This is a genomic window from Stenotrophomonas sp. C-A (assembly GCF_054030835.1).
The window spans coordinates 2,207,469-2,230,770 of the sequence record NZ_CM132916.1 but is presented as its reverse complement, the minus strand read 5'-3'; the positions used below and the strand labels follow the sequence as shown (position 1 = coordinate 2,230,770).

The 23,302-nt window shown below is 67.5% G+C and carries 19 protein-coding genes; all 19 read left to right on the top strand.

Features of this window, described 5'->3' with window-relative positions; translation table 11 throughout:
• Nucleotides 1-36: 36 nt before the first annotated feature.
• The 19 genes from flhF to ACW5IY_RS10450 all read left to right on the top strand — a co-directional run bounded on the left by flhF (nucleotide 37) and on the right by ACW5IY_RS10450 (nucleotide 23,269).
• Complete coding sequence (gene flhF / locus ACW5IY_RS10540) at nucleotides 37-1,659, top strand: flagellar biosynthesis protein FlhF (protein WP_049434707.1); 1,623 nt, start codon at nucleotides 37-39, stop codon at nucleotides 1,657-1,659.
• Nucleotides 1,646-2,533, top strand: a complete 888-nt coding sequence (locus tag ACW5IY_RS10535) for a MinD/ParA family ATP-binding protein (RefSeq protein WP_010482449.1) — start codon at nucleotides 1,646-1,648, stop codon at nucleotides 2,531-2,533. The genes flhF and ACW5IY_RS10535 overlap by 14 nt, the downstream gene beginning before the upstream one ends.
• Nucleotides 2,530-3,273, top strand: a complete 744-nt coding sequence (locus ACW5IY_RS10530) for an RNA polymerase sigma factor FliA (protein ID WP_010482450.1) — start codon at nucleotides 2,530-2,532, stop codon at nucleotides 3,271-3,273. The genes ACW5IY_RS10535 and ACW5IY_RS10530 overlap by 4 nt, the downstream gene beginning before the upstream one ends.
• 57 nt (nucleotides 3,274-3,330) lie before the next feature.
• Nucleotides 3,331-3,723 (top strand): chemotaxis response regulator CheY, encoded by a 393-nt coding sequence (cheY, locus tag ACW5IY_RS10525; RefSeq protein ID WP_006365466.1) that lies wholly within the window; start codon nucleotides 3,331-3,333, stop codon nucleotides 3,721-3,723.
• The gene (locus tag ACW5IY_RS10520; RefSeq protein ID WP_049434710.1) at nucleotides 3,723-4,328 is read left to right on the top strand and encodes a protein phosphatase CheZ; all 606 of its coding nucleotides are present in this window, start codon (nucleotides 3,723-3,725) and stop codon (nucleotides 4,326-4,328) included. Before cheY ends, ACW5IY_RS10520 begins: the two co-directional genes overlap by 1 nt.
• Before the next feature lie 2 nt (nucleotides 4,329-4,330).
• Entirely contained in the window at nucleotides 4,331-6,163 is a 1,833-nt protein-coding gene (locus ACW5IY_RS10515; protein WP_049434712.1) for a chemotaxis protein CheA, read from the top strand.
• Between the two features lie 101 nt (nucleotides 6,164-6,264).
• Complete coding sequence (locus ACW5IY_RS10510) at nucleotides 6,265-7,005, top strand: flagellar motor protein (protein WP_049434714.1); 741 nt, start codon at nucleotides 6,265-6,267, stop codon at nucleotides 7,003-7,005.
• Nucleotide 7,006: 1 nt separating this feature from the next.
• The gene (gene motD, locus ACW5IY_RS10505) at nucleotides 7,007-8,023 is read left to right on the top strand and encodes a flagellar motor protein MotD (protein WP_049434715.1); all 1,017 of its coding nucleotides are present in this window, start codon (nucleotides 7,007-7,009) and stop codon (nucleotides 8,021-8,023) included.
• A 4-nt stretch (nucleotides 8,024-8,027) separates the two neighbouring features.
• Nucleotides 8,028-8,810: a ParA family protein gene (locus ACW5IY_RS10500; RefSeq protein WP_049434718.1), complete on the top strand. Its 783-nt coding sequence runs from the start codon at nucleotides 8,028-8,030 to the stop codon at nucleotides 8,808-8,810.
• The gene (locus tag ACW5IY_RS10495) at nucleotides 8,807-10,012 is read left to right on the top strand and encodes a chemotaxis protein CheW (protein ID WP_049434719.1); all 1,206 of its coding nucleotides are present in this window, start codon (nucleotides 8,807-8,809) and stop codon (nucleotides 10,010-10,012) included. The genes ACW5IY_RS10500 and ACW5IY_RS10495 overlap by 4 nt, the downstream gene beginning before the upstream one ends.
• A 292-nt stretch (nucleotides 10,013-10,304) precedes the next feature.
• Complete coding sequence (locus ACW5IY_RS10490) at nucleotides 10,305-10,613, top strand: STAS domain-containing protein (protein WP_014037092.1); 309 nt, start codon at nucleotides 10,305-10,307, stop codon at nucleotides 10,611-10,613.
• The gene (locus ACW5IY_RS10485; protein ID WP_005409521.1) at nucleotides 10,610-10,975 is read left to right on the top strand and encodes a response regulator; all 366 of its coding nucleotides are present in this window, start codon (nucleotides 10,610-10,612) and stop codon (nucleotides 10,973-10,975) included. Before ACW5IY_RS10490 ends, ACW5IY_RS10485 begins: the two co-directional genes overlap by 4 nt.
• A 45-nt stretch (nucleotides 10,976-11,020) precedes the next feature.
• A complete protein-coding gene (locus tag ACW5IY_RS10480; RefSeq protein ID WP_049434721.1) occupies nucleotides 11,021-13,009 on the top strand; it encodes a chemotaxis protein CheA in 1,989 nt (662 codons plus the stop codon).
• A 382-nt stretch (nucleotides 13,010-13,391) separates the two neighbouring features.
• Nucleotides 13,392-15,641, top strand: a complete 2,250-nt coding sequence (locus ACW5IY_RS10475; protein WP_049487004.1) for a methyl-accepting chemotaxis protein — start codon at nucleotides 13,392-13,394, stop codon at nucleotides 15,639-15,641.
• 205 nt (nucleotides 15,642-15,846) lie between these two features.
• On the top strand, nucleotides 15,847-16,620 hold the full coding sequence (locus ACW5IY_RS10470; protein ID WP_049437805.1) for a flagellar brake protein: 774 nt from the start codon (nucleotides 15,847-15,849) through the stop codon (nucleotides 16,618-16,620).
• A gap of 134 nt (nucleotides 16,621-16,754) precedes the next feature.
• On the top strand, nucleotides 16,755-17,246 hold the full coding sequence (locus ACW5IY_RS10465) for a chemotaxis protein CheW (RefSeq protein WP_010482468.1): 492 nt from the start codon (nucleotides 16,755-16,757) through the stop codon (nucleotides 17,244-17,246).
• 136 nt (nucleotides 17,247-17,382) lie between these two features.
• Entirely contained in the window at nucleotides 17,383-17,766 is a 384-nt protein-coding gene (locus tag ACW5IY_RS10460; protein WP_010482470.1) for a hypothetical protein, read from the top strand.
• 101 nt (nucleotides 17,767-17,867) lie between these two features.
• Nucleotides 17,868-20,246, top strand: a complete 2,379-nt coding sequence (locus ACW5IY_RS10455) for a methyl-accepting chemotaxis protein (protein ID WP_281055600.1) — start codon at nucleotides 17,868-17,870, stop codon at nucleotides 20,244-20,246.
• A 746-nt stretch (nucleotides 20,247-20,992) separates the two neighbouring features.
• Entirely contained in the window at nucleotides 20,993-23,269 is a 2,277-nt protein-coding gene (locus ACW5IY_RS10450) for a methyl-accepting chemotaxis protein (protein WP_049435030.1), read from the top strand.
• Nucleotides 23,270-23,302: the final 33 nt, after the last annotated feature.

The following is a 23,302-nucleotide window of genomic DNA, read 5'->3' as shown; positions in this document are numbered from 1 at the left end:
ACCGCCACCCCGCCGTCTTCGTCCCGTGACCACAGCATGAAAATCAAACGATTCGTCGCCGCCGACATGCGCTCGGCCATGAACCTGGTGCGCAAGGAACATGGTCCTGACGCCGTGATCCTGTCCAACCGCCGGATCGAGGAAGGCATCGAGATCGTCGCCGCCGCGAACTATGACGAGAGCGCCGTGCAGCGTGCACTGGAAGCCTCGCGCCGTGACGTCGCTCCGCCGCCGGCACCCAAGCCGCGCACCGCCGCCGACGCGGTGATCGCCGCCGTCACCCGCCGCCGCAGCAGCACCCCGGCGCCGGAACCGGTCGCCGCCACCACCTCGGCCGTGGCCGCCCTCGCCCGTGCGGCCGTTGGTGCCACCGGCCGCACCCTGGACAGCGCCGACGAGATCGTGCCGACCCGTGGCAGCACTGGCTTTGCCGCCACCCTGGCGCGCGCCGCCGTCAACGAACCGGCGCTGCCGGAACAGATCTTCGCTCCGTACGCTGAAGCCTCCGTTGCACCGGCACCTGCCAACGCTGTGCCGGCCAACCGCGCCCACTTCCAGATCGATCCGCCGCACGAGGCGCATCACGAAAGCCCGGCACCGGCTGTGCAGCCGCCACCGCTGCCGACCGCTGCTGTGGCTGATGTGCAGCCCGGGATCACCGCCAGCGAACCGGCACCGGCTGAAGCCAGTGACGAAACCAGCCCGGCACCGGTACTGGCCCCGGCACCGACGCTGACCGTGGTTGCCCAGGACGACGCCGAGATCCGCCAGCTGCGCCAGGAAGTGGCCGGCATGCGCCATGTGATCGAGCGCGAAATGAACCGCTTCACCGACGAGCGCCTGCGCGGCTGCCCGGTGCGCGCTACTGCGCTGGACCTGATGGACGAGTACGGCTTCGACGCCGGCCTGGCCCGCGACGTGGCCATGCAGATCCCGCTGGAGACCGAGGCTCACCGCGGCCGCGGCCTGATGCTGGGGCTGATCTCGCGCAAGCTGCCGATCGCCCCGGTCGACCCGCTGGAGGAAGGTGGCGTGATCGCCCTGGTTGGCCCGACCGGCGCCGGCAAGACCACCACCATCGCCAAGCTGGCCTCGCGCTTCGCCGAGAAGCACGCGCCGCGTGATGTGGCCCTGGTCACCACCGACACCACCCGCATCGGTGCCCGCGAGCAGCTGTACGGCTACGGCCGCCAGCTCGGCATCGCGGTGCACGAGGCCAACAGCGGCACCGACCTGGACCAGCTGCTGGAACGCCTGAAGGACTACAAGCTGGTACTGATCGACACCGCCGGCCTGGGCCCGCGCGACCGCGCACTGGCCGCCCAGCTGCAGTGGCTGCGCGCCGCCCGCCAGGTCCGCACGCTGCTGGTGCTGCCGGCCAATACCAGCTTCGGCGACATGGACGAGGTGGTCCGCCGCTTCGGCGCTGCCAACCTGCAGGGCCTGGTACTGAGCAAGCTGGACGAGACCGGCCGCTTCGGCAATGCCCTGTCGGTGGCCGTGGACCACGCCCTGCCGATCACCTGGGTGACCGATGGCCAGGACGTTCCGGAGGACCTGCACCGGGCCAGTGCAGCCAATCTCGTACTTCGCCTTGAAGATTTGCGCCGCGCGGCCGATATGCCCTGCAACCCGGAGTTGAACCATGCCGTCGCGTGAGTACGCCAAGCTGACCAAGACCTTCCCGCTGTCGGCCACCCGCAGCGAGCCGCTCGGCCCTGTGCGCACCATTGCCGTCACTGGCGGCAAGGGCGGCGTGGGCAAGACCAACGTTTCGGCCAACCTGGCCGTGGCGCTGGCTGGCATGGGCAAGCGCACGCTGCTGCTGGACGCCGACCTCGGCCTGGCCAACATCGACGTGATCCTGGGCCTGAACCCCACCTTTACCCTGGCAGACCTGGTCGCCGGCCGCTGCACGCTGGATGACGTCATCGTCGAAGGCCCGAACGGCGTGCTGGTGGTCCCGGCCGCATCTGGCCGCCGCCACATGGCCGAACTGGCCCCGGCCGAGCACGTCGGCCTGGTCAACGTATTCTCCGAGCTGGAACGCGAACTGGACATCATGGTGGTCGACACCGCCGCCGGCATCACCGATGGCGTGCTGACCTTCTGCCAGGCCGCGCAGGACACCGTGGTGGTGGTCTGTGACGAGCCGGCCTCGATCACCGACGCCTATGCGCTGATCAAGGTGCTGTCGCGCGAACGCGGCGTGGACCGCATCCAGGTGGTTGCCAACATGGTGCGCGACCCCAACGAAGGCCGCGTGCTGTACGAGAAGCTGACCCGCGTGTGCGAGAAGTTCCTTGCCGATGTCTCGCTGAACTACCTGGGCTGCGTGCCGCAGGATGACTGGCTGCGTCTGTCGGTGCAGCGCCAGCAGCCGGTGGTGAAGGCCTACCCGTCCAGCCCGGCCGCGCTGGCGATCACCGAGATTGCCCGCCGCACCGCACGCTGGCAGGCGCCGACCGAACCGCGTGGCGGCGTCGAGTTCTTCCTCGAGCGTATCCTCAAGCAGCGCGGGGTGGCCGCATGAAAGGCGCAGCCCAGTACCGGGAAGTCCAGCGCACGGCGGCCAACGAGGTCATCGCCCAGCATTCGGACCTCGTGCGGCGCATCGCCCACCACCTGGCCGCACGCCTGCCGGCGAGCGTCGAGGTCGACGACCTGATCCAGGCCGGCATGATGGGGCTGATCGAAGCCTCGCGCAGCTATGACGCCGACCAGGGTGCTTCGTTCGAGACCTACGCCTCGATCCGCATCCGCGGTTCGATGATCGATGAGATCCGCCGTGGCGACTGGGTGCCGCGCTCGGTGCACCGCCGTGCACGTGATGCCGCCGCCACCATCCGCCGCCTGGAACAGAGCAGTGGCCGTGCCGCCAGCGCCACCGAAGTGGCCGCCGCGATGGAGATGCCATTGCCCGAGTACCTGCGGCTGATGGAAGACGCTGCCCGTGGCCAGGTACTGAGCCTTGAATCGCGCATCGAGGACCAGGGCGAGCTGGACACCGTGGCCCAGGGCGGCCCAACCCCGCAGCAGGTGCTGGAGCGCGGCGAGTTCGGCCGCGAGCTGGGCAAGGCCATCGGCCACCTGCCCGAGCGCGAACAGCTGGTGCTCTCGCTGTACTACGAGCAGGAACTGAACCTGAAGGAGATCGGCGCGGTGCTCGGTGTGAGCGAGTCGCGGGTCTGCCAGATCCACGGCCAGGCGGTACTGCGCCTGCGTGGCCGGCTGAAGCTGTTCGAGGCCGCCGACGCCGGCCTCGAAGAATGAACATCCCCGAGGCGGCTGCCCCCGGCCGTCCGGAATGAACAACAAAGGAATTCTGCTTTGAACAAGAACATGCGCATCCTGATCGTCGACGACTTCTCGACCATGCGTCGAATCGTCAAGAACCTGCTGGGCGATCTGGGCTTCACCAATACCGCCGAAGCCGAGGACGGGCATGCCGCGCTGTCGCTGCTGCAGAGCCAGCCGTTCGATTTCGTGGTGACCGACTGGAACATGCCGGTGATGACCGGCATCGAGCTGCTGAAGGCGATCCGCGCCGACGCCAAGCTGAAGACGCTGCCGGTGCTGATGGTCACCGCCGAAGCCAAGCGCGAGCAGATCATCGAAGCCGCCCAGAGCGGCGTGAACGGCTACATCATCAAGCCGTTCACCGCGCAGACGCTGGAAGAGAAGCTGGGCAAGATCTTCGAACGCCTGGCGGCCAGCGCCTGATGGATACCACGGTCGACAAGAACGCCCTCGCCCTGCGCCTGCAGGAGGCCTTGGACGCGCTGGAGTCCGGTGACGAAGCCGCCTGGCGGCAACGCATCGACGGACTGGTCGCGCTGCGCACGCAGCCGATGATGAGCGGTCTTTCGCGGCTGGCCCGCGAGCTGGGACAGGCGCTGGGTGAACTGCCGACCGTGCCGAGCGAAGCCGGCGAGCTGGACGATGCCTGCGCGCGCCTGGACCACGTGGTGGCGATGACCGAACAGGCCACACACCGCACCCTGGACCTGGCCGAGGAATGCCGCAACCTGACCGAACAGCTGCGCGCCGAAGGCCTGCAGCCGGGCCAGGACGCGCAGCTCGAGCGCATCCGCCACAACCTGACCGAGATCGCCCTGACCCAGAGCTACCAGGACCTGACCGGGCAGATCATCCGTCGCGTGGTCGGCATCGTCCGCCGCGTGCACGAAGGCTTCGGCGCGCTCGGCCTGCCGCCGGAACAGCATCGCACCGACCCGGAACTGGCCGGGCCGGCACTGAAGGGACTGGACCGCCACGCGGTCTCGCAGAACGACGCCGACGACCTGTTGTCGGATCTGGGGCTGTAAGCATGAGCGCGGTATCCGACGACATCACTGCCGATTTCATCATCGAGGCACAGGAAATCCTGGATCGCCTCGGCGAACAGCTGGTGTCGCTGGAGCAGGCACCGCAGGACAGCGATCAGCTCAACGCGGTGTTCCGCGGCTATCACACGCTCAAGGGCGGCGCCGGCTTCCTCGGCGTCACCGCCATGGTGGAGCTGTGCCATGCCGCTGAAGAAGCGCTGGGCGCCGCGCGTGCCGGCCAGGCGGTGCTGCAGGCCCATCACTTCGACGCGGCCCAGCAATCGCTGGACTACCTGCAGTCGATGCTGGATGCAGTTTCCTCCGGCACCGAGCCGGGCTATGCGCCGCCGGACCTGATCGCCCAGTTCGACGTGCACGGCGGTGCCGTGGCGGCACCCGCCGCCGCAGCAGCACCCGCCGCGGGTGGCAGCGACCTGATCACCGACGACGAATTCGAGGCCCTGCTCGACCAGCTGCATGGTGGCAACGCGCCGACCGCGGTCGCACCAGCGAAGAAAGCCGACGACGGACTGATCAGCGAAGACGAGTTCGAAGCCCTGCTCGACGAGCTGCACGGTGGCGCCGCACCGGGCACCAAGCCTGTTGCCGCCGTGGCACCGGCGCCGGTTGCAGCCCCGCGCCCGGTCGCCGCACCGGCACCGGTGGCAAAGCCGGCCGCCAAGCCGTTGGCCGAGGCCGAACACACCGTACGCGTGGACACCAAGCGCCTGGACGCGATCGTCAACCTGATCGGCGAACTGGTGCTGTCACGCAATCGGCTCAAGACCCTGCGTGCACGCCTGCGCGATGAAGAGTTGGACCGCGCCGTGTCCACACTGGACATCGCCACGGCCCGCCTGCAGTCGGCGGTGATGCGTACCCGCATGCAGCCGGTGGGCAAGGTCTTCTCCCGCTTCCCCAAGGTGGCCCGCGACGTCGCCCGCTCGCTGAAGAAGGAAGTGGACCTGGAACTGATCGGCGCCGAGACCGAGCTCGACCGCAACCTGGTCGAAGCGCTGGCCGACCCGCTGGTGCACCTGGTCCGCAACGCCATCGACCATGGCGTGGAAATGCCCGACCTGCGCGAGGCGCAGGGCAAGCCGCGGATGGGCCACGTGCGGCTTTCGGCGCAGCAGGAAGGTGACTACGTCAGCATCGAGGTGCAGGACGATGGCGCCGGCATCGACCCCGAAAAGCTGCGTGCCAAGGCACGCGAGAAGGGCCTGATCGACCCGGAAGCGGCTGCGCGCCTGAGCAGCGAGGAATGCCTGCACCTGGTGTTCCTGCCCGGTTTCTCGACCAAGCAGCAGGTCACTGACATCTCCGGCCGCGGCGTCGGCATGGACGTGGTGCAGTCACGCATCCGCGAACTGAGCGGCCAGATCCAGATCCAGTCGGAGCTGGGCCGTGGCAGCCGCTTCCTGATCCGCGTGCCGCTGACCCTGGCGATCCTGCCAACCCTGCTGGTGCAGGCCGGCGAGGACGTCTACGCGCTGCCGCTGGCGCGCGTGATGGAAGTGCTGCACGCACCGCGCACGTCGCTGGGCTGGTTCGATGGCCGTGCCGTGCTCGACCGCCGCTCGCACACCCTGCCGCTGGTCGATCTGCGCCAGTGGCTGGATGTGACGCCGGCCGCCTCGCCCCTGCTGACCATCGTGGTGCTGCAGGCCGGCGAAGCGCGCTTCGGGCTGGTCGTGGACCAGGTGCGCGGGCGCGAGGAAGTGGTCATCAAGCCGCTGCCGAAAGCCCTGCGCGGCCTGCGTGGTTATGCAGGTGCAACCTTGATCGGCGATGGTCGCATGGCCCTGATCCTGGACGTGGACGGACTGCGATGACCCCCGCCGGGCGTCGCCCGGCGACCCGAAAACTGTGACTACCGTCTGTACGCGATCTACCGGTGTCTCAAGTCCCATTCATACACGCCGATACCGGAACCATGGATAGACTCAGCCTCATTGGACTCTTTCTCGCCCTGGCCTCGCTGGTCGGTGGCAGCATCCTCAAGGGCGCCGGCCTGGCGTCGTTGTGGTCGCCTGCGGCGTTCGTGATCGTCATCGTCGGCACCGTCGCCGCGATCCTGCTGCATACCTCGCCGGCGGTGTTCAAGCATGCGTTCAAGATCGTGCGCTGGGTCGTGCGCCCGCCGCACAGTGATCGCCGCCAACTGATCCAGCAGATCGTCGAGTGGAGCAACATCGCCCGCCGCCAGGGCCTGCTGGGCCTGGAGTCGCAGGTGGAAGCGCAGCAGGACCCGTTCCTGCGCAAGGGCCTGCAGCTGCTGGTCGATGGCGTTGAACCCGAATCGATGCGGCACATGCTGGAAATCGAACTGGGCAGCCAGGAGCATCAGGACCAGGCCGGCGCCAAGGTCTTTGAAGCGATGGGCATCTACGCACCGACCCTCGGCATCATCGGCGCCGTGCTCGGCCTGATCGCGGTGATGAAGAACCTGGCCGACCCGAGCAAGCTCGGCCACGGCATCGCCGCAGCGTTCACCGCCACCATCTACGGCATCGCCTCGGCCAACCTGCTGTTCCTGCCGGTGGCCGCCAAGCTCAAGAGTGTGATCTCGCACAACACCCGCGACCGCGAAATGGTCATCGAAGGCCTGATCTCGATCGCCCAGGGCGAGAACCCGCGCAACATCGAAACCAACCTTTCCGGCTTCCTGCACTGACATGGCCCGCCGCAAGCACCACGAAGAGCACGCCAACCATGAAGCATGGGCGATCCCCTATGCCGACCTGATGACGCTGCTGCTGGCCTTCTTCGTGGTCATGTATGCGATTTCCTCGGTCAACGAGGGCAAGTATCGGATCATGGCCGACGCGCTGACCGATGCCTTCGGTGGCGCACCGCGCACCATCAATCCGGTGCAGGTGGGTAACAAGCAGGTGCAGGGTGGCGGCTGGGACAGCCCCTCGGTGATCAAGTCCGGCACCAAGATCGGGCCCTCGGCGCCTGCGCCCTCGCACGACCCGACCCTGCTGCCATCGATGGCCTCGCAGATGCGCATGCCGGTGTCGGTGCACAACCAGGAGCAGATCGCGCGGGCCGAGCGCCAGCTCAACAGCATCGCCGACCGCCTTACCGCTGCACTGGCGCCGTTGATCGACCGCGGCATGATCAGCGTGCGCCGCACCGAGCTGTGGATCGAAGTCGAGATCAACAGCGACATCCTGTTCCCCACCGGCTCGGCCGCGCTGGACGTGCATGCACGGCAGACCCTGGCCAGCCTGGCCGAGGTGCTGCGTGACGTGCCCAACAGCGTGCGCGTGGAAGGGCACACCGACAATGTACCGATTGCTACCGCCACCTTCCCTTCAAACTGGGAACTGTCGGCCGGCCGCGCGGCCAGCGTGGTGCACCTGTTCGCCGACCAGGGCGTGCAACCGTCGCGGCTGGCGATGGTCGGCTACGGCCAGTTCCGCCCGCGCGAAGAGAACGACAGCGCGCAGGGCCGCAACCGCAACCGTCGGGTGATGGTCATCATCCTGGCCGACACCTCGCATTCGGTGGACCCGCTCGGCCAGCGCCTGAACGCAGCCACCGGCGCCACCCAAAGCACCGACACCGAGCAAGCCGCGGCAACTCCGGCTACCGCCCCCACCTCCCCCATCGCACCGGTGAAGTTGCCGCCGGTGCCGGCTGGCAGCCGCGTCGGCGCCGCCGTTCCCCCGGCAATGAAGGAGTAAACCGATGCGCATCTGGGCAGTCGCCAACCAGAAGGGCGGAGTCGGCAAGACCACCACCACCCTCGCCCTCGGCCGCGGCCTGGCCGCGCTTGGCCATCGCGTGCTGCTGATCGATCTCGATCCGCATGCCTCGCTCAGCCGCGCCTTCGGCGTGCCGGTGGATCCGCCGCCGGCCGGCGTGCTGGAACTGTTCGGCGCCCCGCCGGCCGATCTTTCCAGCCTGTGCCATGCCAGCAGCATCCACGGTCTGGACTATGTCTGTGCACAATCCGCGCTGGCCACATTGGAACGCCGCAGCGCCAACCAGCCCGGCCTCGGCCTGGCCCTGCAGAACGCGCTTGGCCGCCATCAGGGACAGCACGACTACATCCTGCTGGACTGCGCACCCACCCTCGGCCTGTTGATGATCAACGCACTGGCCGCGGCCGACCGCCTGATCATTCCCACCCAGGCCGAGCCGCTGGCTCTGCATGGCCTGGATGGGATGGTCCGCACCGGCGAGATGGTCGAGCGCTCGCGCCGTCGCCCGCTGCCGATCTCGATCCTGCCCACCCTGTTCGACCGCCGCACCCGCGCCGGCAACGAGTCGCTGCGCACGATGCAGGATCGTCACGGCACCCGCGTGTGGGAAGACGCCATTCCGATCGACACCCGCATCAGCAACGCCGCCGGCCTGACCCTGCCAAGCGTTGGTGAGGACTACCCGGGCCGCGGCCTGGCCGCCTACCGCCGCGCCCTGAACTGGATCCTCGGCGAGGATGCCCGCGCCCTGGAGCAGGCCGCATGAACAGCACCGGCGTACTGGACGACTATCTGGACGAACTGCTGGGCGAAGCGATCGCCGTGGCGCCACCGGCTGCACCGCCGCCGGCCAGCGACGAAGCGTGCCCGGCGATTGCAGCGGACGCCGAACGCGAGCCGACCTGGGACGATCTTCCGGCCGAAGTGATCTACGAGACCGACACCGCGGCCAACACACTGATCGAGGACGATGCTGCGCTGGAAGCTGCATTCGAGGCCGCTGCTGGCGCGCCCGAGCGCGAGCCGACCTGGGACGACCTGCCGGCCGAAGTGATCTACGAAACGGAGACTGTTGCTGCTGCCCCGGCAGAAGACAACGCAGCGCTGGAAGCCGCTTTCGAGGCCGCCGCAACGCCTGTCGCCGCTCCCGAGCGCGAACCAACCTGGGACGACCTGCCTGACGAGGTGATCCACGAGACGCCCCCTGCTCCGACCGCCGCCAAGGCAGGTCCGGAACCCACCTGGGACGACCTGCCGGACGAAGTGATCTACGAGACCGATACGGCCGACAGCCATCGCCTCGCCCACACCGACAGCCCCGGCCTGCAGGCTGCATTCGAGGCCGCAGCAGGCGGTGAGGACGTTCCTGCGCCGCCACCGGCCGTAGTCGCAGCACCCGCTCCAGCGGCACGCACCGATGCCGCGCCGCCACCGCGCGTGGCCGTGGACGCACCAGCAGGCAACCGTCCGAACAGCTGGCAGGAACTGCAGGCACAGGCACATCGGCCCGCCAGCAGTCCGCATCCGCAGAACCGACGCGCCGGCGAGCGCACCTCGCGCTGGCTGCGCCTACGCTGCGGCACCCAGGCCTATGCACTGGAACTGCTGAAGGTGCAGGAAGTGGTGCTGCCGGTGCCGCTGCTGCCGTTGCGCGGCACCGCGCCAGCCATGCTCGGCATCATGAACCTGCGCGGCCAGGTGGTACCGGTGATGGATCTCGGCCTGCACCTCGGCGCGGCGGCCGCTGAAGACGACTCACAGACCCGCATCGTGGTCCTGGAAGAAGACGGCGAGACCATCGGCCTGCGCGTGTCGGCGGTGGAAGATGTCGCCAACCTCACCGATTCGCAGATCGAACCGCCCGATACCGCGCGCATCTGCCAGATCTCCAACGACCTGTTCCGTGGCGTCGCCCGGGTCAGCCAGCGCCCGATGATCCTGCTGGATGCCACCCGGCTGTTGAGCTGAGTCGGCGCTTTGCGCCGACGCGTTGCCTGTCGGGGACGCAAGGAATTGATCCGTTGGATCAACACCTTACGTCCCCACTGCGCCGTCGCCATTAAAAAGGGGACGGAGGGGATTAAGTCGCATCCGCCTCCATCAGCAACGGCGCCTACGCAGCGGGGACGGCAGGTGCCGATGCGCAGCATTGGCATCTCCCGTCCCCGAACAACACCGCATCGGCGCACCGCGTCGATTCCCCTAAAGAACCCCGCCGGGGTGCCGTTATGGATCACGGAACCGTTTGTCCGGAGCAACGATGAGCACTGTCGAACTGGGTGGGGATCTCGGCATCGAGAGCACCACCGAGCTCAAGAACCGCCTCGCCCCGCTGGTGGCGCAGGCAGGCGAGCTGACCCTGGATGCAAGCCAGGTCGCCCGCATCCACACGGCCGCCGTGCAGGTGCTGTGTGCGTTCGTGCAGGCCCGCCGCGAGGCAGGTCTCGGCACCGGCTTCCACGGTTGCACTGCAACCTTCCGTGACGCCGCGCGCCTGCTGGGCGTCACCCAGGCCCTGGGCCTGGACGTAACCCATGACAACCTGAAATCTGTGGAGAACGCTGCATGAGCGCACGTATCTTGGTGGTGGACGATTCGGCGTCGATGCGCCAGATGGTGTCCTTCGCCCTCACCTCGGCCGGTTTTGCCGTCGAAGAAGCTGAAGACGGCGCGGTCGCGCTCGGTCGTGCCAAGGGCCAGCGCTTCAATGCGGTGGTCACCGACGTCAACATGCCGAACATGGACGGCATCGCGCTGATCCGCGAACTGCGCCAGCTGCCGGACTACAAGTTCACCCCGCTGCTGATGCTGACCACCGAATCGGCCGCCGACAAGAAGTCCGAAGGCAAGGCCGCCGGCGCCACCGGTTGGCTGGTCAAGCCGTTCAATCCCGAACAGCTGGTCGCCACCGTGCAGAAAGTGCTGGGCTGATCGCCCGCCACCGCTCCCCCTCTTCGCTTCCGGACCACCACTGCCATGAGCATGGACCTGCAACGCTTCCACGCCACCTTCTTCGAGGAGAGCCGCGAAGGCCTCGACGCGATGGAGGCTGGCCTGCTGGCCCTGGAATCGGGGCAGCAGGACGCGGAGATCATCAATTCGGTGTTCCGCGCTGCCCACTCGATCAAGGGCGGCGCCGGCACCTTCGGCTTCGACGCGATCGCCGGCCTGACCCATGTGCTGGAAACGCTGCTCGATGAGCTGCGTGCCGACAAGCGGGCACTTGAAGGCCACGCCGTCGATGCCATGCTGTCCTCGGTGGACGTGCTGCGCGCCCTGCTGCGCGAAGCCGAACACGGCCAGGCTGCCGATCCGGCTGCGGTCGCTGCGGTGAAGGCGCGCCTGGAAGCGGTCCTTTCCGGCCAGACCGCACCCAGCACCCCCGCTGCCGTCGCGGCCAAGGTGGACGACACGCCGGAAGCCTGGCAGATCGGCTTTACCCCGGCGCCGTCGCTGTTCATGAGCGGCAACGATCCGCTGCGCATCATCCGCGAGCTGGAACACCTCGGCTCGCTGCAGGTGGCCGCGCGCATGGAACGCCTGCCCGGCTTCGCCCAGCTCGACCCGCTGGAGGCCCACCTGGCGTGGGACCTGGGCCTGGTCGGCAAGGTGCCGCGCAGCAAGATCGAAGACACCTTCGCCTGGGTGCTGGACGACTGCGAGCTGGACATCCGTCCGGCCGCGCCACCGAGCCTGGCCACCGAGGCACCTGCTACACCCGCCCCTTCCATACCGGCTGCCGTTGTACCGGCGGCACCTGCCGCCGCTGCCAGCAGCGGTGGCGGCCAGGAAGCCGAAACCTCGATCCGCGTCAGCGTCGACAAGGTCGATGCGCTGATCAACCTGGTCGGCGAACTGGTCATCACCCAGGCCATGCTCAAGCAGGTCTCGCACGCACTGGACCCTGTCCACGCCGAGAGCCTGTTCGCCGGCCTGGACCAGCTTGAACGCAACACCCGCGACCTGCAGGAAGCCGTGATCGGCGTGCGCATGCTGCCGGTCGATGCAGTGTTCCGCCGCTTCCCGCGCCTGGTCCGTGATTTGTCCAGCCGGCTCGGCAAGCAGGTCCGCCTGCGCACTGTCGGCGAAGGCACGGAACTGGACAAGGGCCTGATCGAAAAGATCGCCGACCCGCTGGTACATCTGGTGCGCAACTCGATCGACCATGGCCTGGAAATGCCCGACGTGCGTCGTGGCGCAGGCAAGGACGAGACCGGCACGATCACCCTGGCCGCCTCGCATCAGGGCGGCCACATCGTCATCGAAGTCAGCGACGACGGTCGCGGCCTCGACCGCGCCAAGATCCTGACCAAGGCCCACGAACGCGGCCTGGCCGTGCCGGACAACCCGACCGATTCGCAGGTCTGGGACCTGATCTTCCAGCCTGGCTTCTCCACCGCCGATGCAGTCACCGACCTGTCCGGGCGCGGCGTCGGCATGGACGTGGTCCGCCGCAACATCCAGGCGCTGGGTGGCGAGGTGCAGATCGAAAGCAGCCTTGGTGCTGGTACGCGCACGCTGATCCGCCTGCCGCTGACTCTGGCCATCCTCGATGGCATGACCGTGGCAGTGGCGGGCGAAACCCTGATCCTGCCGCTGGCCTATGTGCTTGAGGCCCTGCAGCCGCAGGCCGAGGACATCCGCAGCATGGCCGGCGAAGGCCGCGTGCTGCGCGTACGTGGCGAGTACCTGCCGATCCTGTCGCTGAGCGAATACTACGGCTACGGCAACCGTGCGCCGGGCAGCGAATCGCTGGTGGTGGTGGTCGAAGGCGATGGCCAGAAGATCGCGCTGGAAGTGGACGAACTGGTCGGCCAGCAACAGGTCGTGGTGAAGAACATCGAGAACAACTACCGCCGCATCGGCGGGGTGTCCGGTGCCACCATCCTCGGCGATGGCCGCGTGGCCTTGATCGTCGACATCGGCGGGCTGGTGCGCTCGCTGCGGATGCCGCAGGCCGCCTGATTCACACCGCATGCGTGTATTGGACCGCTGCCCTTCGGGGCGGCGGTTTTTGTTTGCGTGCTCCCTGCCAAGGGGTCAGATCCCTTTCCTGCGGACAGGGATCTGACCCCGACCCACAGCGCTCCGCATTCCGTGAACTCCGTCAACGCGATGGTTTCGGGCGCAGCCACGTCACCCAAGCGCAAGCCCCGCCACTGCAGCACTTTCGCGTCGTCTTCCCTACGCAACCGAATGTGATCTGCGTCCATAAAGTCCGCCCGCAGCACGCCGCTATCTCGCTTTGACGGCCGTCACCGAACCCCACCGGGCACTCCCGTTCGCTCTGCAACCACCCCCAGCCGACGCACCGACGTCGGCACCCTGCCCACCTGGAGCACCCTGCATGAAGTGGTTCCAAGATCTGCCCATCGCCCGCAAGCTGGCCGTGGGGTTCACCCTCACCACGTTGATGACCCTGGTCCTCGGCGCCTTCGCCCTGGTCCGCCTGAGCGAGGCCAACAGTCAGTTGGGCGAGATGGCCAGCAACGATATTCCGTCGGTCCAGCATCTGGGCGAAGCACGCTCGCAGTTGGGCGAGTTCCGCACCTACGAACTGGCCCTGCTGAGCATGCTCGATCAGCCGGAGAAGGTCATCGACTACAACAAGCGCATGGACGACACCGCCAAGGCCGTGCATGACGAGCTGGCCGCGTACTCGGCGCTGCCGGCACTGGACAAGGAGCGCGAACTCTATCGCGCGGCCAACGTGCAGCTGGAACGCTATTTCGCCGCCAACAAGGCGATGCGCGAGGCGGTGGCCGCCGGCGATGGTGCCTTGGCACAACAGATCTCCGACGAACAGTCGCGCCCGGCCCGTCGTGACCTGTTCGCCGCGATGAAGACCCTCGGCACCCACATCGCCGGCCTGATGGACGGCAAGATCGCCGCTGCCAATGCCACCCACCGCACCAGCATGATTGCCATCATCGGCTGCATCGTGCTGCTGTCGCTGGTGGCCGCTGCGCTGGCCATGGTCATCTCGCGCGCCGTCACTGGCCCGCTGGGCAAGGCCGTGCATGCCATCCAGGCGGTTGCCCGCGGCGACCTCAGCGTCAGCACCCAGGCCACCAGCAAGGACGAAGCCGGCAAGATGCTGGCCGCCACGGCCGAGATGACCGCGATGCTTCGCCGTTTCAGCGAACAGACCCAGCTGATGGCAGAGATGCACGCTGGCCCGGACATCAGCCACCGCATCCCGGAAGACTTCCCGGGCGTCTATGGCCAGCTGGCCGGTGGCATCAATACGGTGATCTTCGAGCACCTCGATGCGATCCGCGATGCCATCGACGTGCTCAACCAGTACGCCACCGGCAACCTCGCCCCGGATGCACGCCGCCTGCCCGGCAGCCGCGCGATCCTGCACGAGTCGATGGATGCGGCCAAGGCCAGCCTGCTGGCCATCAACACGCAGATCCAGCAGCTGGCCTCGGCCGCCGCCGCCGGCGACTTCAGCCAGCGCGGGGATGCGCAGCGTTTCGATCACGACTTCCGCGTGATGATCGAGCAGCTCAACAGCATGATGCAGGTGGCCGACGGCAACCTCGGCCAGCTCTCGCAGCTGCTGCAGTCGATCGCCGCCGGCGACCTGACCGCACGCATGGACGGCCAGTTCAACGGCGTGTTCGCGCGCATGCGTGACGACGCCAACACCACCGTTGCACAGCTGACCCAGATCGTCGGCCAGATCCAGGCCAGTGCTTCCAGCATCACCCTGGCCGCCGGTGAGATTGCTTCGGGCAACAGCGACCTGTCGCGCCGTACCGAGCAGCAGGCCGCCAACCTGGAAGAAACCGCTGCCTCGATGGAGGAACTGACCTCCACCGTACGCCAGAACGCCGAGCATGCCCGCCAGGCCAACCAGCTCGCGATCGGTGCGCATGGCGTCGCCTCGCAGGGCGGCGAGGTGGTCGGCCAGGTGGTCAGCACCATGTCGGCCATCGAAGCCTCGTCGAAGAAGATCGCCGAGATCATCTCGGTCATCGACGGCATCGCCTTCCAGACCAACATCCTCGCATTGAACGCCGCCGTCGAAGCCGCCCGTGCCGGTGAGCAGGGCCGAGGCTTCGCCGTGGTCGCCAGCGAAGTGCGTACCCTCGCCCAGCGCTCGGCCGCTGCCGCCAAGGAGATCAAGGGCCTGATCGATGATTCGGTCGGCAAGGTTGCCGAAGGCTCCAGCCTTGTCCATCAGGCCGGCAGCACCATGGGCGAGATCGTCGCCTCGGTGCAGCGCGTGACCGACATCATGGCCGAGATCTCTGCGGCTTCGCAGGAGCAGTCGGCCGGCATCGAGCAGGTCAACCAGACCGTGGTGCAGATGGACGAGACGACCCAGCAGAACGCCGCACTGGTGGAGGAAGCCACCGCCGCCGCGCGCGCGATGGAAGACCAGGCCGTGCAGCTGGGTGAAGCCGTGGCCCGCTTCCGGTTGGCATCACAGGGCACCACCGTCGCGCCGGCACGCCTGACCACCGCGCCGCTGCCGCGCCAGGTGGCAGCTGCCGCGCCGGCTGCCAGGCCCGCCTCCGTTCGTCCGCTGCGTGCGTCGGCGGCACAGCCCGTACTGGCAGCGGACGGCGATTGGCAGGAGTTCTGACCCCACGCGGAACGCATCCGCTCATCGCGTGGATCCACCTGCGCGGCGGGCCATGGGCCAGGATCCCTTTCCTTCGGGAAAGGGATCCGAACCCGGGCGCATGGAAAGTGATGCAATTCTCACTTCATAATCCGGCACACTGGCCGATATCCCCATCGAGCCTCGCGCCAACGCGTGCTGGCGCCCGCCCCTGACCGTAGATTCCATGTCCGACGGCAACGACACTGCAGTGCATGATGTCCACGCGGCTGATGCCGCTGACGAACGTTTCCTGGTCCGTAATCCGCGCCAGCTGCGGCAGCTGCTGCGATCGCTGATCGACCAGCGATCACTGATCAATGCGCATATCGACGGCCGCGACCGCTCGTTCCCGACCGCGCTGCTTGAGCTCGACGAGGACGAAGACACCCTGCTGCTCGATGGCAGCCCGCAGGAGGCGTCCAACCGCGCCGCCGAACAGGCCGATCATCTGCTGTGCTTCGCCCAGCTCGAACGCGTGCTGGTGCGGTTCCGCCTGCAGGCACTGCAGCGTGTGGACAACGACGGCCACGTCGCCTTCCGCGCCCCGCTGCCGGACGAGCTGGTCCATCTGCAACGACGTGAGATGTACCGGCTGGAGACGCCCGTCACCGATTCGCCCCAGCTGCTGATCCCCGCCGGCGAGAGCCGCGCCGAGGCGCTGTCGATGCGGGTGGTGGACATCAGTGGTGGCGGCCTGGCGGTGGCCGTGCCTACCGACTGCGCGGTGTTCAGCCTGCAGAAGCGCTACCCGGCGGTGCTGTCGCTGCCCGACGGCCCGGACCTGGAGATCGAGCTGGTCGTCTGCAACCTGCTGCCGCAGCGCCAACCCAACGGCATCGAGATCAAGCGCGTGGGCATGCGCTTCGACATCCTGCCGCGTGGCGCCGACAGCGCCATCCAACGCTACATCTTCCGCATCGACCGCCAGCGCAAGGCGCGCCGCAACGGCGAGCTGTAAGGCCCGTCCAACCGGTAGTGCCGGCCGCTGGCCGGCAACCTCGCGACAACGCGGGGGCCCACACCTAAAGTCCCCCGACGAGGGGCCGATATCGAGCCTGACACCGGGACTTCCGGCAGAACCAGGACCCCTCGATGAACGACAAGACCAGCTCCACCGCCAGCGCCGGTGGCGAATTCCTCAGCTTCACCCTCGGTGCCGAGCACTACGGCGTGGACATCCTCAAGGTGCAGGAAATCCGCGGCTACGACGCGGTCACCCGCGTGCCGGATGCGCCGGACTACATCAAGGGCGTGATCAACCTGCGCGGCACCATCGTCCCGGTCATCGACCTGCGCCTGAAGCTGCGCCTGGACGATGCCCGCTACGATGCCTTCACCGTGATGATCGTGCTGAACGTCGACGACCGCGTGGTCGGCATCGTGGTCGACAGCGTCTCGGACGTGATCCCGCTGTCGGCAGAGCAGATCCGCCCGACCCCGGAATTCGGCGCCGCCGTCGATACCCGCTTCATCTCCGGCATCGGCACGCAGGACGACCGCATGCTGATCCTGCTCGACATCGAGACCCTGCTGGACAGCGCCGACATGGGCCAGGCCAACGTCGTTGAAGACGCCGCCGCCTGATCAAGCGGACCTGCTTCACGTTCTGGTCACACAACCCTTCAGTTCCCTCCGGCAGTGCCGATAGGGGGACAGAAGCCGGTCGCGCAGGAGCGCGCAGAACCGGAACGACCATCACCATCCCCGGAGATACACCTCGATGAAGTCCCTGCTTGCGTTCGTTTCGGCCGCTGTCCTGGCCACCACCGCTTCCGCCGCGTTCGCCCAGTCGGCCGACATGATCCCGCCGGAACTGGCCCCGCGCTCGGTCGGCAAGGACGGCATGGTCTGCGGCAAGGTCGAGAAGGCCCGCTACGCAGAAGGTTCCGAAGGCCAGCCGACCTTCCTGTACATGGGCGGCGCCTTCCCGCGCCACACCTTCTCGGCCCGCATCGCCGGCGAGAACCGCGGCAAGTTCTCCTTCCCGCTGGAAACCCTGGAAGGCAAGACCGTCTGCGTGATCGGCAAGATCCAGCGCGACGCCTCGCGCGCGGAAATCGAAGTCAGCTCGCCGGCCGGCCTGAAGCTGGCCAACATCAAGTAATCCGCTGTCCGTCGAACCACGCCGGACCTGGTACCGGCGTGGTTTCTGCTGCAACCGGGCCCGATGCCCGGACGCGTCTGCCTTAGGAGATCGCAACGCCCATGCCGTGGATCAACAACCTCAAACTGATGCCGAAGCTGCTGCTGACCTTCGGCGTCCTCCTGCTGGTGATGTTGCTGCAGGGCATCGTCGCCTATCGCGGCCTGCATTCGCTGAACAATGTCACCACCGAGCTGGCGGGTTCTCGCATGGAGAGCATCCGCATGGCCGGCGAGATGCGCGGCATGCTGGGTGAATACCGCAACGCCGCCTACCAGCAGCTGATCCGCGCCAGCGACGACGTCAAGGCGGATGCACGCAAGCAGACCGTCGAGCTGCGCGAGAGCATGGACAAGTCGATCAAGGGCTATCCGACCCTGGTCGACAACCCGCAGCAGAAGAAGCTGTTCGACACCTTCGCCAAGGAATGGAAGGACGCCCTGGCCTCCTATGACAGCGTCACCGAGATGCTGGAACTGGACCTGCCGGACGACGCCATCGATACCTTCGTCGGCGAGACCCGCACCAAGCACCGCAAGGCTGCCTCGGCGCTGGAAGCCCTCATCGCCGAAGACAACCGCCTCGCCCGCGCCTCGCGCGAAGAGGCCGAATCCACCTATTCCGCCTCGGCCGTGCTGACCGTGATCGCCCTGCTGGGTGGCGCCGCGCTTGGCCTGGTGCTGGTCTGGCTGTTCGCCCGCGCCCTGGTCGGCAGCGTGCGCGGCGCCGTGTCGGTTGCCAACGACGTGGCCGGCGGCAAGCTCGATGGCCACATCGACGTCAGCCGCCAGGATGAAGTGGGCGAACTGATGCAGGCCATGCAGCGCATGCAGCGCGACCTGCGCGAGCGCATCGAAACCGACCAGGCCGTTGCCCGCGAGAACCTGCGCATCCGCACCGCGCTGGATTACAGCTCCACCGGCGTGTACCTGACCGATACCAGCAACACCATCGTCTACAGCAACCGCGCCCTGCAGCAGACCCTGAGCCAGTACCAGGACGAGGTACGCCGCGACCTGCCCGACTTCGACGCCCAGGCCTCGCTGATCGGCAAGCCGGTCACGGTGCTTGAACACCGCGGCGAGATGGACCAGACCCTGCTGGGTAACCTGAAGGCACACGGCGTGGCCCGTCGCCCGATGCAGTACGGCGACGCTCAGTTCGCCCAGGTCGTCTCGACCATCCGCAATGAAGGCGGCGACACCGTCGGCTACGTGGTGGAATGGCGCGATCGCACCCAGGAAGCGCAGGTGGAAGCCGAAGTGGCGCGCGTGATCGCCCAGGCTGCTGCCGGCGACCTGTCCGGCCGTATCGATTCCAGCGACAAGGAAGGCTTCTTCCTGCAGCTGGCCCAGCAGATCAACGGCCTGCTCGACGCCAACGCCGGCAGCATCGAACAGATCTCCGGCCTGCTCGCCGCGCTGTCGCAGGGTGACCTGACCGTGCGCATGCATGGCGACTACCAGGGCGTGTTCGCCCGCATGCGCGACGACGCCAACGCCACGGCCGCGCAGCTGAGCGAAATCGTCACCCGCATCAAGCAGTCCAGCCGCGCGATCAGCTCGGCCGCCGGCGAGATCGCCTCGGGCAACAGCGACCTGTCGCGCCGTACCGAACAGCAGGCCGCCAACCTGGAAGAAACCGCTGCCTCGATGGAGGAACTGACCTCCACCGTGCGCCAGAACGCCGAGCACGCCCGCCAGGCCAACCAGCTCGCCATCGGCGCACATGGCGTCGCCTCGCAGGGTGGCGAAGTGGTCGGCCAGGTGGTCACCACCATGTCGGCCATCGAAGCCTCGTCGAAGAAGATCGCCGAGATCATCTCGGTCATCGACGGCATCGCCTTCCAGACCAACATCCTGGCACTGAACGCCGCCGTGGAAGCCGCGCGTGCCGGTGAGCAGGGCCGCGGCTTCGCCGTGGTCGCCAGCGAAGTGCGCACCCTGGCCCAGCGCTCGGCGGCGGCCGCCAAGGAGATCAAGGGCCTGATCGACGACTCCGTCGGCAAGGTCAATGACGGCTCGGCACTGGTGCACAAGGCCGGCGCGACCATGGGCGAGATCGTCGCCTCGGTGCAGCGCGTGACCGACATCATGGCCGAGATCTCTGCCGCCTCGCAGGAACAGTCCGCCGGCATCGAGCAGGTCAACCAGACCGTGGTGCAGATGGACGAGACCACCCAGCAGAACGCCGCGCTGGTGGAAGAAGCCACCGCCGCCGCACGTGCGATGGAAGAACAGGCCGGCCACCTCAGCGAGGCCGTGTCGATCTTCGTGGTCGACGAAGCCGATACCGTGGTTGCACCGCCGCGCGTTGCTGCCCCGGCCCCGCGTACTGCTGCACCGGCAGCACCGGCTCCGGCTGCCCCACCCGCCCGCCGCAGCGCGGGTGGTCGCCCGATGGCCACCGAACTGGCGGACGGAGACTGGCAGGAATTCTGAGGCCTGCCTGACCTGACGGACGAAGACGCCCCGGCCCTGCGCTGGGGCGTTTTCGTTTAAGGGGTATCTGGATATCCAGCCAACGGCGAAGCCCCTCGGGGTGGTCGGCCGAATCGCTGGGTTACTGAGAGTTGGCCGGGAGGGTCGGCTGCGCAGGGGACGCCGTGAATGCGTCCCTGTAGGCTCGGGCGCGCCATCCATGGCGCGGACACCCCTGCGCAACCCACCCTCCCGGCCACGGACAGTTTCCGTGCGCGTCCACCCCGGATTGAAGAAAGAAGAGCAAAAAACAAAAGCCAGGTCACTTCCGGGGTCAGATCCGTTTTCTGCAGGAAAACGGATCTGACCCCTCTTTCCACTTGGAAACCCAACGCTCTTGCCGTCCGACGCCGGGATATCGAATGGGCCGGGCCAGGGTGGGTTGGCGGGGGTGTCCGCGGCATGGATGCCGCGGCCAAGCCCCCAGGGACGGGTTTACGGCGTCCCCCGCCAACCCATCCTGGCCCGGCCCTTCTCGCAACCCCTGACCACCGACCAAGCGCCGTTGCTGTTGCTGTTGCTGTTGCTGTTGCTTCAAAACCAGCCTGCCGCAGGCAGCGCCGCAGCCGCCGCTGCAGGGAAACCTGAATACGTTCGGACACTGCGCCTCAATCCCCCGCCCCATCGGCCGATAACGGGGTTGTCACGGCTTGTCCCGCCGCTGACCGGCTCGGCGCCGCCCGCCCGCTTCGACCTGGTCCTGCTCGATGAATCTCCTGCATCGCTGGCAACACTACTTCAGCAACCTCTCCGTCCGGCGCAAGCTCAACCTGCTGACGCTGCTCATCGCGCTCGGCGTGATCGCGCTCTCGGTGATCGCCGCCCGCATGCAGTACCTCGACCTGACCGAGACCCGCAAGACCGCGCTGAAGACCCAGGTCGAACTGAGCTACGGCATCCTGCAGCACTACCACCGCCTGGCCGGTACCGGCGAACTCAGCGAAGAGGCTGCCAAGAGCGCGGCGCTGCAGGCGCTGGAAGTGATGCGCGCCGAGAACGATGCCTACTACTTCAACATCTACGACACCGGCTACCGCCTGCTGATGCACCCGTTCCGCAAGGACCTGGTCGGCAAGGACATGAAGGACTTCCGCACCGACGACGGCGTACGCATCTACTACGACCAGGTCGAAGCAGCCAGGGCCGGTGGCGGCTTCGTCAACTACCGCTGGGCCAAGCCAGGCAGCAAGGGCGAGGTCGAGAAGGTGGCCTACGCCGGCCTGTTCGCGCCGTGGAACTGGGTGGTCAGCAGTGGCGTCTACATGGACGACGTGCAGAAGCAGGCGCTGGTGTTCACGGCCATCATGGCCGTCTCCGGTGGCGTGCTGGTGCTGATCGTGCTGGCCCTGAGCTGGCTCATCGGCAACCGCATCGCCGTGCCGCTGAAGCAGGCAACGGCCGTCGCCGAGGGTATCGCCCGCGGCAAGCTGGACAGCCACATCGGCCCGCAGCCGCATGACGAAACCGGCCGCCTGCTGGACGCCATGTCCGGCATGCAGCAGCAGCTGCACGCAGTAATCAGCGGACAGCGCGAAATGGCGCGCCGCCACGACGGCGGCGAACTGAGCTACCGCATCGACGCCAGTGCCTTCCCCGGCGAGTACGGGCTGATGGTGCAGGAAACCAACACCCTGGTAGGCGGCCACGTGCAGACCTTGCACGACGTGCTGGACGTGGTGCAACAATACGCGGTCGGTGATCTCAGCCGCGACATCGCGCGCTACCCCGGCGAGAAGGCCGCAATGACCACCACCGTCGACACGGTCAAGACCAACCTCGGCCGCATCAACGCCGAGATCAAGCAACTGGCCAGTGCCGCCGCCGCCGGCGACTTCAGCCGCCGTGGCGATGCGCAGCGCTTCGATCACGATTTCCGCCTGATGCTGGAAAACCTCAACGCGATGATGGCGGTCAGCGATGACAACCTCGGCAAGCTCTCGCAGCTGCTGTCGGCCATCGCCGAAGGTGATCTGACCGCGCGCATGCAGGGTGACTACCAGGGCGTGTTCGCCCGCATGCGTGACGACGCCAACACAACCGTCGCGCAGCTGACCCAGATCGTCGGCCAGATCCAGGCCAGTGCTTCCAGCATCACCCTGGCCGCCGGTGAGATTGCTTCGGGCAACAGCGACCTGTCGCGTCGCACCGAGCAGCAGGCTGCGAACCTGGAAGAAACCGCCGCGTCGATGGAGGAGCTGACCTCCACCGTGCGCCAGAACGCCGAACATGCCCGCCAGGCCAATCAGCTGGCGATCGGCGCGCAGGGTGTTGCGTCTCAAGGCGGCAGCGTGGTCGGCCAGGTGGTCAACACCATGTCGGCCATCGAAGCCTCGTCGAAGAAGATCGCCGAGATCATCAGCGTCATCGACGGCATCGCCTTCCAGACCAACATTCTGGCGCTGAATGCTGCAGTGGAAGCCGCACGTGCCGGTGAACAGGGCCGCGGCTTTGCCGTGGTCGCCAGCGAGGTGCGCACCCTTGCCCAGCGCTCGGCCGCCGCCGCCAAGGAGATCAAGGGCCTGATCGATGATTCGGTCGGCAAGGTTGCCGAAGGCTCCAGCCTGGTCCACCAGGCCGGCAGCACCATGGGCGAGATCGTCGCCTCGGTGCAGCGCGTGACCGACATCATGGCCGAGATCTCCGCCGCCTCGCAGGAACAGAGTGCCGGCATCGAGCAGGTCAACCAGACCGTGGTGCAGATGGACGAGACGACCCAGCAGAACGCCGCGCTGGTGGAGGAAGCCACCGCTGCCGCACGCGCGATGGAAGAACAGGCTGGCCAGCTGGCCGACGCCGTGGCGATCTTCCGCCTGGACAACCAGGTCTCCGCCGCAATGAAGGCGGTGGCCGCGCGTGTCGAGCCGGTCCGTGTTGCCGCCGCCGTGGCGCGCCCGCAGCCGGTTCCAACGCCGGCACCGGTCCGCCGCGCCGGCAGCAACGCCAGCACCTTCGTGGCCAGCGACAGCGACTGGCAGGAATTCTGAGACCCACCCGCGGCGGCTTCGGCCGCCGCCTCT

Coding starts and splice junctions, on each gene's coding strand:
- flhF (WP_049434707.1), top strand. CDS start 37: ATGAAAATCAAACGATTCGTCGCCGCCGACATGCGCTCGGCCATGAAC.
- ACW5IY_RS10535 (WP_010482449.1), top strand. CDS start 1,646: ATGCCGTCGCGTGAGTACGCCAAGCTGACCAAGACCTTCCCGCTGTCG.
- ACW5IY_RS10530 (WP_010482450.1), top strand. CDS start 2,530: ATGAAAGGCGCAGCCCAGTACCGGGAAGTCCAGCGCACGGCGGCCAAC.
- ACW5IY_RS10520 (WP_049434710.1), top strand. CDS start 3,723: ATGGATACCACGGTCGACAAGAACGCCCTCGCCCTGCGCCTGCAGGAG.
- ACW5IY_RS10515 (WP_049434712.1), top strand. CDS start 4,331: ATGAGCGCGGTATCCGACGACATCACTGCCGATTTCATCATCGAGGCA.
- ACW5IY_RS10510 (WP_049434714.1), top strand. CDS start 6,265: ATGGATAGACTCAGCCTCATTGGACTCTTTCTCGCCCTGGCCTCGCTG.
- motD (WP_049434715.1), top strand. CDS start 7,007: ATGGCCCGCCGCAAGCACCACGAAGAGCACGCCAACCATGAAGCATGG.
- ACW5IY_RS10500 (WP_049434718.1), top strand. CDS start 8,028: ATGCGCATCTGGGCAGTCGCCAACCAGAAGGGCGGAGTCGGCAAGACC.
- ACW5IY_RS10495 (WP_049434719.1), top strand. CDS start 8,807: ATGAACAGCACCGGCGTACTGGACGACTATCTGGACGAACTGCTGGGC.
- ACW5IY_RS10490 (WP_014037092.1), top strand. CDS start 10,305: ATGAGCACTGTCGAACTGGGTGGGGATCTCGGCATCGAGAGCACCACC.
- ACW5IY_RS10485 (WP_005409521.1), top strand. CDS start 10,610: ATGAGCGCACGTATCTTGGTGGTGGACGATTCGGCGTCGATGCGCCAG.
- ACW5IY_RS10480 (WP_049434721.1), top strand. CDS start 11,021: ATGAGCATGGACCTGCAACGCTTCCACGCCACCTTCTTCGAGGAGAGC.
- ACW5IY_RS10475 (WP_049487004.1), top strand. CDS start 13,392: ATGAAGTGGTTCCAAGATCTGCCCATCGCCCGCAAGCTGGCCGTGGGG.
- ACW5IY_RS10470 (WP_049437805.1), top strand. CDS start 15,847: ATGTCCGACGGCAACGACACTGCAGTGCATGATGTCCACGCGGCTGAT.
- ACW5IY_RS10465 (WP_010482468.1), top strand. CDS start 16,755: ATGAACGACAAGACCAGCTCCACCGCCAGCGCCGGTGGCGAATTCCTC.
- ACW5IY_RS10460 (WP_010482470.1), top strand. CDS start 17,383: ATGAAGTCCCTGCTTGCGTTCGTTTCGGCCGCTGTCCTGGCCACCACC.
- ACW5IY_RS10455 (WP_281055600.1), top strand. CDS start 17,868: ATGCCGTGGATCAACAACCTCAAACTGATGCCGAAGCTGCTGCTGACC.
- ACW5IY_RS10450 (WP_049435030.1), top strand. CDS start 20,993: ATGAATCTCCTGCATCGCTGGCAACACTACTTCAGCAACCTCTCCGTC.